Origin of the sequence: Dermacoccus sp. UBA1591, from assembly GCF_002322065.1 — a bacterium.
Taxonomy (GTDB): Bacteria; Actinomycetota; Actinomycetes; order Actinomycetales; family Dermatophilaceae; genus Dermacoccus; species Dermacoccus nishinomiyaensis.
Window position 1 is genome coordinate 1 of sequence record NZ_DCNR01000110.1, and the last position, 10,004, is coordinate 10,004.

Annotated in this window: 11 protein-coding genes; 6 read left to right on the top strand and 5 right to left on the bottom strand. The window is 69.8% G+C overall.

Features of this window, described 5'->3' with window-relative positions:
• The 4 genes from B2284_RS12105 to B2284_RS12120 all read left to right on the top strand — a co-directional run.
• A partial coding sequence (locus tag B2284_RS12105; RefSeq protein WP_286697572.1) for a D-sedoheptulose-7-phosphate isomerase occupies positions 1-329 on the top strand: 329 nt, incomplete at its 5' end.
• A complete protein-coding gene (locus B2284_RS12110; RefSeq protein ID WP_186316764.1) occupies positions 326-895 on the top strand; it encodes a D-glycero-alpha-D-manno-heptose-1,7-bisphosphate 7-phosphatase in 570 nt (189 codons plus the stop codon). The genes B2284_RS12105 and B2284_RS12110, both read left to right, overlap by 4 nt.
• Positions 896-967: 72 nt before the next feature.
• Entirely contained in the window at positions 968-2,041 is a 1,074-nt protein-coding gene (gene pgfA, locus B2284_RS12115) for a cell envelope lipid trafficking protein PgfA (protein ID WP_259877660.1), read from the top strand.
• Positions 2,042-2,043: 2 nt separating this feature from the next.
• On the top strand, positions 2,044-3,027 hold the full coding sequence (locus B2284_RS12120) for a UDP-glucuronic acid decarboxylase family protein (RefSeq protein ID WP_144707785.1): 984 nt from the start codon (positions 2,044-2,046) through the stop codon (positions 3,025-3,027).
• A gap of 52 nt (positions 3,028-3,079) precedes the next feature.
• Here B2284_RS12120 and B2284_RS12125 read toward each other — a convergent pair whose 3' ends face one another.
• Positions 3,080-3,889 (bottom strand): class I SAM-dependent methyltransferase, encoded by an 810-nt coding sequence (locus B2284_RS12125; protein ID WP_286697573.1) that lies wholly within the window; start codon positions 3,887-3,889, stop codon positions 3,080-3,082.
• 220 nt (positions 3,890-4,109) lie between these two features.
• On the opposite strand from B2284_RS12125, the gene rpsA reads away from it, so the two are divergent.
• Both rpsA and B2284_RS12135 read left to right on the top strand, forming a co-directional pair.
• Complete coding sequence (gene rpsA, locus B2284_RS12130) at positions 4,110-5,609, top strand: 30S ribosomal protein S1 (RefSeq protein ID WP_006943310.1); 1,500 nt, start codon at positions 4,110-4,112, stop codon at positions 5,607-5,609.
• Between the two features lie 111 nt (positions 5,610-5,720).
• A complete protein-coding gene (locus B2284_RS12135; RefSeq protein WP_136788406.1) occupies positions 5,721-6,464 on the top strand; it encodes a cobalt-precorrin-6A reductase in 744 nt (247 codons plus the stop codon).
• A gap of 64 nt (positions 6,465-6,528) precedes the next feature.
• Here B2284_RS12135 and B2284_RS12140 read toward each other — a convergent pair whose 3' ends face one another.
• The 4 genes from B2284_RS12140 to cobA form a co-directional block, all read right to left on the bottom strand.
• A complete protein-coding gene (locus tag B2284_RS12140; protein WP_240742495.1) occupies positions 6,529-7,602 on the bottom strand; it encodes a cobalamin biosynthesis protein CobD/CbiB in 1,074 nt (357 codons plus the stop codon).
• Positions 7,599-8,222, bottom strand: a complete 624-nt coding sequence (locus B2284_RS12145; RefSeq protein ID WP_136788405.1) for a bifunctional adenosylcobinamide kinase/adenosylcobinamide-phosphate guanylyltransferase — start codon at positions 8,220-8,222, stop codon at positions 7,599-7,601. Before B2284_RS12145 ends, B2284_RS12140 begins: the two co-directional genes overlap by 4 nt.
• A complete protein-coding gene (locus B2284_RS12150; protein WP_136788404.1) occupies positions 8,219-9,040 on the bottom strand; it encodes an adenosylcobinamide-GDP ribazoletransferase in 822 nt (273 codons plus the stop codon). The genes B2284_RS12145 and B2284_RS12150 overlap by 4 nt, the downstream gene beginning before the upstream one ends.
• Positions 9,040-10,004: uroporphyrinogen-III C-methyltransferase (cobA, locus tag B2284_RS12155; RefSeq protein ID WP_286697574.1), on the bottom strand; the 965-nt coding region annotated here is incomplete at its 5' end. The genes B2284_RS12150 and cobA, both read right to left, overlap by 1 nt.

Sequence of the window (10,004 nt, forward strand, 5' to 3'; positions counted from 1 at the left end):
TGTCGTCGGTCACGGCCATCGGCAACGACTACGGCTACGAGCAGGTGTTCGTCCGCGGCGTGCGCGGCCTCGGGCGCGCGGGCGACGTCTACGTCGCGATGTCGACGAGCGGACGCAGCCCCAACATCGTCGCGTCCCTGGCCGCAGCGCGCGAGCTCGGGATCACGACGATCGCGATGACGGGCGCCGGGGGAGAGCACCTGCGCGACGACGTCGACCACCTCCTCGTCGTGCCCTCGCACGAGACGCCGCGCATCCAGGAGGTCCACATGCTGTGGGCGCACGCGTGGTGCGAGGCCGTCGACGATCTCAGCCAGCCCGGCGCGTGAGCCCCGATCCGAGCGGACGCACCCACACGCGCCTGCCGCGTCCTGGGGCCGGCGCCCCGTACGACGTCGTCCTGCTCGATCGTGACGGCACACTCAACGCCCTCGCCCCCTGGTATCGCACGCCCGACGACTTCGCGCTCCTGCCGGGGGCCGTCGACGCGGTGGCGCGCCTGAGCGCTGCGGGCTGCGCGATCGTCGTCGTCACCAACCAGCAGGGCCTTGCGACGGGACGGCTGACGTGGGCGCAGCTGAGCGCCGTCAACGCCCGGCTGATCGCCGAGGTCGAGGCCGCCGGTGGCCGCATCGACGACGTCCGCCTCTGCCCGCACGCGGCTGACACCTGCGTGTGCCGCAAGCCGGCGCCCGGCCTGCTGTGCGCGCTGTTCGACGAGAATCCGCACGTGTCGCGCGAGCGCAGCGTCATGGTCGGTGACGCCGAGACGGATGCCGCAGCCGCCGCAGCCGCGGGGGTGGCGTTCATGCGATGCGAGCCGACGATCGGGCTCGCCGGCGTGGTCGATTCGCTCGTGGATGACGAAACGGGCACAATGCCATCTCGTTGGTGAAACCGGTCACATTGCCCCTGCTGCAGGTGTTACCGTCGCGTAAGTTCCAGTCCCTGCCTAGGAGGCTCTCCCGTGCGCAAAGCCGCAGTCATGATCGGATTCGGTGCGTTCTTCCTGACGATGGCGCTCCTGATGCGGTTCTACGCGTACCCGAAGCTGGCCGTGATCCCGAGTGATCAGAACACCCAGCAGACGGTCACCGACGATCACGCCAGCTACTTCGACGCCGACACGGTCAAGCCGGGGTCGGGCAAGATCATCACGAAGGCGACCGTCGTCGCCAACAAGGAGATGACGAAGAAGGCCTCCAAGGAGCTCGGCCGCGACGTCATCGTCATCGACCAGTGGCAGACGACGGACAACGTCAACGACAAGGGCCAGACGGCGCCGCCGCCGATGAACGCCTCGACGCAGCAGTACGCCGTCGACAAGTCCTCGGGTGAGGCCGTCAAGTGGAGCGGCAACATGCTCGACGGCAAGCCCACCAACTACGAGGGCCAGACGATCAAGTTCCCGTTCCAGGTCGACAAGAACAAGACCTACCGATACTGGGACTCGACGCTCGGCAAGGCCTTCCCGATGAAGTACGCGGGTTCTGAGGACATCAAGGGTCTGAAGACGTACAAGTTCACGCAGACGATCCCGAAGACGAAGTTCACGACGATGGACGTCCCGGGTGAGGTCTTCGGTCTGCCCAAGGGTTCGAAGCTCGCTGACCGGTACTACACGAACGATCGCACGGTGTGGGTCGAGCCGGAGACGGGCGTCATGATGAAGCTGCAGGAGAAGCAGCACCAGACGCTCGAGGTGGCGAACGCGAAGCCCGTCGACGCGATGCTCACCACCTCGACGATGACCGACGAGACGATCAAGAAGAACGTCGACGACTACAACACGAAGTCGAGCCAGCTCAAGATCCTGCGCCTGTGGGCTCCGCTGCTGCTCGGACTGCTCGGTCTGTTCGCGCTGCTGCTCGGCCTACTCGTCTCGCTGCGTGCCGGCCGTGAGCGTCGCGCCGCCCGCCATGAGCGCCGTGACGAGCGCGAGGTCGACGACGTGCGCCACGACGACGACTCCACGCTCGTGTTCGGTGACCACTCGCACTCGCGTGGCGCGCACTCCGCCGATGAGCGGGGCCAGTACTGAGCATGCGGATCGTCATCACGGGAGGTGCGGGCTTCCTCGGCTCGCACCTGTCCGAGACGCTCGTCGCACGCGGTCACGAGGTCGTCGCCGTCGACAACCTCGTGACCGGGCGCCGCGCGAACGTCACGCAGCTGGAGGCTTCAGGTCGTTTCGAGCTGATCGAGCACGACGTGACGGAGCCCTTCGACGTCGACGGTGACGTCGACGGCATCCTCCACTTCGCGTCGGCGGCTTCACCGGTCGACTACCTCAAGCTGCCGATCGAGACGCTGCGCGTCGGTTCGCAGGGCACGCAGAACGCGCTCGAACTCGCGGCGCGCAAGGGCGCCCGGCTCGTGTTCGCCTCGACGTCCGAGGTGTACGGCGACCCTCAGGTGCACCCGCAGCCCGAGACGTACTGGGGTCATGTCAACCCGGTCGGCCCGCGCGGGGTCTACGACGAGGCAAAGCGATATGCGGAAGCGCTCGTGCTCGCTTACCGCGAGGCGCGCGGGGTCGATGCCGGCATCGTGCGCATCTTCAACACGTTCGGCCCGCGCATGCGGCCCAACGACGGTCGCGCCATCCCGAACTTCGTCCGCCAGGCCCTCGCCGGTGAGCCGGTCACGGTCAGTGGCGACGGTGAGCAGACGCGGTCCATCTGCTACGTCGACGACCTCGTCGCGGCCATCCTCGCGATGCTGCTCGAGACGCACGACCCCGGCCCGGTCAACATCGGCAACCCGCACGAGATCTCGATGCGCGACCTCGCGCAGTGGATCATCGAGCTGGCGGGGTCATCCTCGACACTCGAGTTCATCGAGCGCCCCACGGACGATCCGACGGTCCGTCGCCCCGACACGACGAAGGCGCAGCGCCTGCTCGGCTGGTCACCGCAGGTGCCCGTGGAGACCGGGCTGCAGCGCACCATCGAGTGGTTTCGCACCGAGGCCGCGTCGACTCCGGTCCTGACACCCGGTCAGACCGAGGAGATCCTCAACCGCTGACGCGATCCCGGCCGCGGCCGACCCTGTTGGCGGTATTCGCGCGACGCACCCTTCAGGCAGGTCTGCGGCCGGCGAGGATGAGCGTGCCCGGCACGAGCCGTCCGCGCAGGGGGCTCCAGCCACCCCAGGTCGACTCGTTCGACTCCTTCCACGGCAGTTCGCGCAACTGCTCGAGTACGAGCCCGGCGTCGAGCAGTTCGCGCACGCGCTGCTCGAGAGTGCGGTGGTGCTCGGCGTAGACGACGTCGTCGCCCGCCGCCTCGGCGTAGGGCGTCGTGTCGAAGTACGAGTGCTGGATCGTCAGCCCGGCGGCGTCGGGTACATCGGGCAGGCTCCAGCGGACGGGGTGCGTCGTCGAGAACGCGACAAGCCCGCCTGGGCGCGTGACGCGCGCCAGTTCCCGCATGAGGGCCGAGGTGTCGGCGATGAACGGAACGGCGCCGAAAGCCGAGAAGACGACGTCGAAGGAGGCGTCCGCGAACGGCAGTCGGCTCGCGTCGCACTGCACGAGCGGCAGTGACGTGCCGGTGCGGGCGTCGAGTTGCACGGCCGTGCGCAGCATCCCGCCGGACAGGTCCGTCGCGACGACGCGTGCACCCTGCCTGGCGCACCAGCGTCCGGCCTGCGCGGCGCCGGCACCGAACTCGAGGAGGTCGCGGCCCGCGAGCCCGCTCGGCTCGCCGAGGACGTGGAGATCGTCCTCGCGCCACCCCTCCGGCCCCCAGACGAACTCGGCGTCACCGAGGAAGGCGCCGTGCTCGTCGAGATAGTCGCGCGCCTCGGCGTCCCACCACGAGCGATTTCCGCGGGCGGACGCGGCTGCGTCGACGTCGAAGCGTCCGGCACGGTCGGGGGTCTGCATGAACCCACGCTACGATGCCCTTTCCATTTGGCCCTGATCGCCCCGCGTGCCTAGGATGAGAGGGCGTGTCGTACGTGCCCACGCTCCCCGTTGCTCGCAGACGGGGCCGGGCGCGCCCGAGACGTTGTTCGATTTGTCCGCAGAGGCGGTCCACCTGCGCGCGTTGTCGTGCCCGATGGTCTCGCCTCCCGAATTGCCCACCGAAAGTTACTTCTTACACATGACTTCCACCACCACGTCCCCGATCGCTGTCAACGACATCGGTTCGGAGGAGGAGCTGCTCGCCGCGATCGACGCGACGATCAAGCACTTCAACGACGGCGACATCGTCGAAGGTGTCATCGTCAAGGTCGACCGTGACGAGGTTCTCCTCGACATCGGTTACAAGACCGAGGGTGTCATCCCCTCGCGCGAGCTCTCGATCAAGCACGACGTCGACCCGGGCGAGGTCGTCAAGGTCGGCGACGACGTCGAGGCTCTCGTCCTCCAGAAGGAGGACAAGGAAGGCCGCCTGATCCTGTCCAAGAAGCGTGCGCAGTACGAGCGCGCCTGGGGCACGATCGAGCAGATCAAGGAAGACGACGGCGTCGTCACCGGTACGGTCATCGAGGTCGTCAAGGGTGGTCTCATCCTCGACATCGGCCTGCGCGGCTTCCTCCCTGCGTCGCTGGTGGAGATGCGTCGTGTCCGCGACCTGCAGCCGTACGTCGGCAAGGAGATCGAGGCCAAGATCATCGAGCTCGACAAGAACCGCAACAACGTGGTCCTGTCGCGTCGTGCGTGGCTCGAGCAGACGCAGTCCGAGGTTCGCACGACGTTCCTCAAGGAGCTGCAGAAGGGCCAGGTCCGCTCCGGCGTCGTGTCCTCGATCGTCAACTTCGGTGCGTTCGTGGACCTCGGTGGCGTCGACGGTCTCGTCCACGTCTCCGAGCTGTCCTGGAAGCACATCGACCACCCGTCCGAGGTCGTCGAGGTCGGTCAGGAAGTCACCGTCGAGGTGCTCGACGTCGACATGGACCGCGAGCGCGTCTCGCTGTCGCTCAAGGCGACGCAGGAAGACCCGTGGCAGCACTTCGCTCGCACGCACGCCATCGGCCAGGTCGTGCCGGGCAAGGTCACGAAGCTCGTCCCGTTCGGTGCGTTCGTGCGCGTCGAGGACGGTATCGAGGGTCTCGTCCACATCTCCGAGCTCGCCGAGCGTCACGTCGAGCTGCCCGAGCAGGTCGTCACCGTCGGTTCCGACATCTTCGTCAAGGTCATCGACATCGACCTCGAGCGTCGTCGCATCTCCCTGTCGCTGAAGCAGGCGAACGAGGACGGCGCTGCCGCCTCCGAGTTCGACCCGACGCTGTACGGCATGGCTGCGGAGTACGACGAGCAGGGCAACTACAAGTACCCCGAGGGCTTCGACCCGGAGACGAACGAGTGGCTCGAGGGCTTCGACGCGCAGCGTGAGAAGTGGGAGAAGCAGTACGCCGAGGCCCACTCGCGCTGGGAGGCCCACCAGGCCCAGATCGAGCAGGCCCGCAAGGACGACGCCGAAGCTGCGGCGTCCGGTGAGACCGCCCCGACGTCGTACTCGTCGTCGAACTCGGGCTCGAGCTCGCAGGGTTCGTCCTCCTCGTCGTCGAGCTCCAGCTCGAGCTCGGCTCCGGCCGAAGGCACCCTCGCCTCCGACGAGGCGCTGGCTGCTCTGCGCGAGAAGCTCACGGGCAACTGATCCACGCGATCAGCTGAGAGCCACGGCTCTCACCCGCTGAACGTCGGCCCCTCTCACTGCGGTGAGGGGGGCCGACGGCGTTGTCGGGGCACGGGTCGGTAGGCTGCGGGCGTGTCATCGACGAAGGTGCTTATCCTCGGCGGAACGAGTGAAGCCCGCGCTCTCGCAGCACGCCTCGACGAGCTGGGGATCGCGTTCGTCAGTTCCTTGGCCGGGCGCGTGTCGCGGCCAAGGCTGCCGGTCGGCGACGTCAGGATCGGCGGGTTCGGCAGCGTCGCAGGGCTGACGGCGACGCTGCGCGACGACCGCTTCACGCACGTCGTCGACGCGACGCACCCGTTCGCGGTCACGATGCGTTCCCACGCGGTGGCTGCCTGCGCGGCCGCCGACGTCCCGCTCGTGCGCCTCGCGCGCCCCGGTTGGCGTGAGCACCCGGATGCGCCCACCTGGCACTGGGTCAGCACCTACGCCGGCGCGCGGGCGCTCGTCGACGCGCAAGGGTGGCGTCGGCCGTTCGTGACCACAGGGCGTCAGACACTCGAGCACTACCGCGGTTGGGACGACAAGGCCGCGCTCGTGCGCATCGTCGAACCGCTGGACGTCCCCGCGCCGCCCGCGTGGACGGTGTTGCACACCCGCGGGCCGTTCGACGTCGACGCCGAGATCGCGACGATGCGGGAGCACGCCGTCGACGTCGTCCTGACGAAGGACTCCGGCGGCAGCTACACCGCCGCGAAGCTCACCGCAGCACGCGAACTCGGCGTCCCCGTCGTCGTCGTCGCACGGCCCGCGGCACCGGCCGGGCTGCGTGAGGTGAGCACGCTCGACGAGGTCGTGACGTTCCTGCGGAGCTGACGAGCGGGGCTGTTCCTGCGTTCTAATACGCGCGCGGTTCGGCTGTGCCGCACACGCGAACCGGTCAGTTCATCGTGCGACGCCGCGCGAGGAGACGCGCGCCGAGCGCGAGGACGAGGACCGTGCGTCCGACGCGTCGGGTGAGCCGTACCGCACGCGGGATGTCGGTGACGTCGACCGCGCGTCCGTCGCCGAGTTCACCGCGATGCTCGGTGCGACCGGCGTACACGTTCGTCCCGCCGAGGCGCACCCCGAGTGCGCCCGCGGCGGCGGCCTCGACGGGCCCGGCGTTGGGGCTCGGATGCGCGGGGGCGTCACGGCGGACGTCGCGCACGACGTCGCGCACGCGCGACGGCTCGCCCGCCACGACACAGCTGATCGCCGTCGCGAGCACGCTCACACGGGCCGGAACGGCGTTGAGGACGTCGTCGAATCGTGCCGCGGCCCAACCGAACTGCTCGAGCCGCTCGGTCCGGTGCCCGATCATCGCGTCAAGCGTGTTGGCGCAGCGGTGCAGCACGACACCAGGCGCCCCGAACCCCGCGCCCCAGACGAGGGTTGCCGCGACGGCATCCGACTGGTTCTCGGCAAGCGACTCGACGACGGCCCGGGCCATCTCGTCGGGGCCTGCCTGCGACGTGTCGCGTCCGACGAGCGAGCGAATGCGGTGACGAGCGCCGTCGAGGTCGTCGGCAGCGAGCAGGTCGTGCACCGCCATCGCCTCGCGCTCCAGCGAACGTCCGCCGAGGGCCGCGCACGTCACCAGCGCCGTGATGAGGGTGCGCGTCAGCGGCCGGCGTCGATCGAGAACGAGCGCACCGGCGACCGGCGGAGCGAGCGTCACGACGAGGTACGCGATGCCCCGCGAGCGTCGCGGCGCCCACAGCCGGCGCTCGCAGGCCGCCGCCCAGCCACCGAACCAGGCGACGGGGTGATGCCGGGCCGGGTCACCCCAGCGCCGGTCGGCGAGATACCCGAGCGCCACACCGGCCGCGGTCGGATCGCAGCCGGCGCTCGCGCGCGCTGTCCGCCTCAGAAGCCCTGTCCGCGTCAAGAACCTTGGCGCGGCGGTGGTCGTCGCGCAGCGCGAGACCGCACCGTCGAGGTACGCGAGTTGCAGGAGAAGAGGATGGCTCACGATGCCCCCGATGGGTTCTTCGGCTCGCCCTTGATCACGAGGGGGCAACCCGCCACGACGAGGACGACGTCGTCGCACGCTCGCGCGAGGCGCTGGTTGAGGCGGCCCAGCTCGTCGGTGAAGAGGCGCCCCGATTGGTAGGGAGAGACGAGACCGAAGCCCACCTCGTTCGTCACGATGACGAGGTCGTGTTCGAACGCCGTGATCGCCTCGACGAAGGCATCGGCCCGGGCGGCGTACCGCTGGTGCCACGTCGGCATCGGCGGGGGCGGGGGCGTCGATGGCTCATCGTCGCCTCGGCGAGGGCCTTCGCCGGTGTCAGAAACCCAGGCGCCGGACTCCTCGAGGGCGGAGGTCAGCCACGACCCGACGTCGTCGAGCAGGCACGGACGGTTGATCTCGCTGAGCGCGCGGGGAACATCGACCGACTCGAGGCTCGACCAGTGTGACGGCCGCCGCTGCTGATGGGCTGCGACGCGGGCACGCCACTCGTCGTCGTCGGGACGTGACGGCCCCGTGGCCAGGTACGTCGCGGGCGCCTCCCACAGCAGGCGTTCGGCGTACGTCGACTTGCCCGAGCGCACGCCGCCGGTGATGAGGACGCGGCGCGGGGCGCTCATCGCCAGACTCCGAGCGTGAGGACGATGAGCATGACGGTGAGGGCCACCTCGATGCCGGCTCCCATGACGTCACCCGTCAGGCCGCCGAAGGTGCGCGTCGCGCGACGAGCGAGCCATTCCAGCGCGATGCCGGCGGCCACCGAGGCGACCAGGGGAGCGGCGAGAAGCGTTGCGCCGGTGGAGAACCCATCGTCACCTGAGGCATCAGCCAGGGCAGATCCGCCGACGAGCACCAACCATCCCACGACGCTTACGGCGACGAGCTCCGGGGTCCGGACGGCCGACAGCACGACGGCGCCCATCCCGTCAGGCCGTGCAGCGTTCCACCGTCGGTGGGCGAGGGTCGTGCAAGCCACCCGCGAGACGATGACGGCGGCGCCGGCCAGCCACGGCGCGTCGAGGAGCGCCGCGAAGCACGCCGTCTGCACGCCGGCCGTCACGACGACGGCGATGACACCCATCGGGCCGACGTCGCCACGCTTCATCACCTCGAGGGCGCGCTTCCGGTTCCACCCCGCGCCGAATCCGTCGACGGTGTCGGCCAATCCGTCGACGTGCATGGCGCGCGTGCCGGCCGCGAGGGCAGCGACCGCGCCGAAACCGGCCACGAGCGGAGGCGCGTCGACCCAGTGCCCGACGAGCAGGACGAGCGACGTCACCACAGCGAGCGGGACGGCGGCCAGGGGCGCGAGCGTCATCGCCCAGCGCGCCACCGGCGTGGTGATCGGCGGGATCGCGCCGACGGGAATGACGCTCAACGTCCCCGTCGCGAGGCGCAGCCCCTCCCATGCCGGTCGGGTGACAACAGCATCGCTCATCACACCGCTCCGGTGTCGTCGGACGACGCATGGAGCCGGGTGCCGTCGAGAGCTGCGACGACGTCGCCGATCACGGTGATGGCAGGTGCGCCGAGGCCGGCGTCGGCGACGGCGTCCGGCAACGTCGCAAGGGTCGCCACGACGCGTCGCTCGCTCGGCATGGCGCCGTCGGCGATCGTTGCGGCGGGCGTCGAGGCGGACAGGCCACCGTCGACGAGTGCCGATGCGATGGCGCGCAGGTGCGCGACGCCCATGAGAACGACCAGGGTGGTGCGGGTGCGGGCCAGTGCCGCCCAATCGAGATCCGAGCGCGGGTCGCCGGGCGCGACGTGCCCCGAGACGACCGTGAACCCCTGCGATGATGCCCGGTGCGTCACGGGGATGCCGGCGAGCGCCGGCACGGCGATCGCCGACGTCACCCCCGGCACGACGTCGACGCTGAGACCGGCGTCTCGACAGGCGATCACCTCCTCGCCGCCGCGACCGAAGACGAAGTTGTCGCCGCCCTTGAACCGCACGACGTCACGCCCGGAGAGCGCGTGCTCGACGAGCAATCGGTTGATCTCCTCCTGCGGCGTGAACGCGCCGCGCGGAATCTTGCCGACGTGGATGATCGTCGCGTCGGCTCGGGCGTGTGCGAGGGCGTCGAGGGGAGCGAGGCGATCGCAGACGATGACGTCGGCGCGCTCGATCGCGCCCAGCCCGGCGACGGTGAGCAGGCCCGGATCACCCGGGCCGCCGCCGACGAGCGTCACCCGCCCAGGACGCTTGGCCTCACCGGCAGGTCCGTGGGGAGCCTCCTCGCCCGGCTGGTTGGCGGTGAGGCGACGCACTTCGTCATAGCGCAGCGGATCGGCGTCCGTGACGAGTCGACACAGCCCGCGTGAGGCAAGGTCGTCGAGGTGGGGTGCATGAGGGTCGGGAGCCTGGAGGTGGGGAGAGCTGCGGTGAGCAGCGCCGGCGC

What these genes read in the sequence shown, in the direction of transcription:
- B2284_RS12120 (WP_144707785.1), top strand. Translation starts at nt 2,044, where the DNA reads ATGCGGATCGTCATCACGGGAGGTGCGGGCTTCCTCGGCTCGCACCTG.
- B2284_RS12125 (WP_286697573.1), bottom strand. Translation starts at nt 3,889, where the DNA reads ATGCAGACCCCCGACCGTGCCGGACGCTTCGACGTCGACGCAGCCGCG.
- rpsA (WP_006943310.1), top strand. Translation starts at nt 4,110, where the DNA reads ATGACTTCCACCACCACGTCCCCGATCGCTGTCAACGACATCGGTTCG.
- B2284_RS12145 (WP_136788405.1), bottom strand. Translation starts at nt 8,222, where the DNA reads ATGAGCGCCCCGCGCCGCGTCCTCATCACCGGCGGCGTGCGCTCGGGC.
- B2284_RS12150 (WP_136788404.1), bottom strand. Translation starts at nt 9,040, where the DNA reads ATGAGCGATGCTGTTGTCACCCGACCGGCATGGGAGGGGCTGCGCCTC.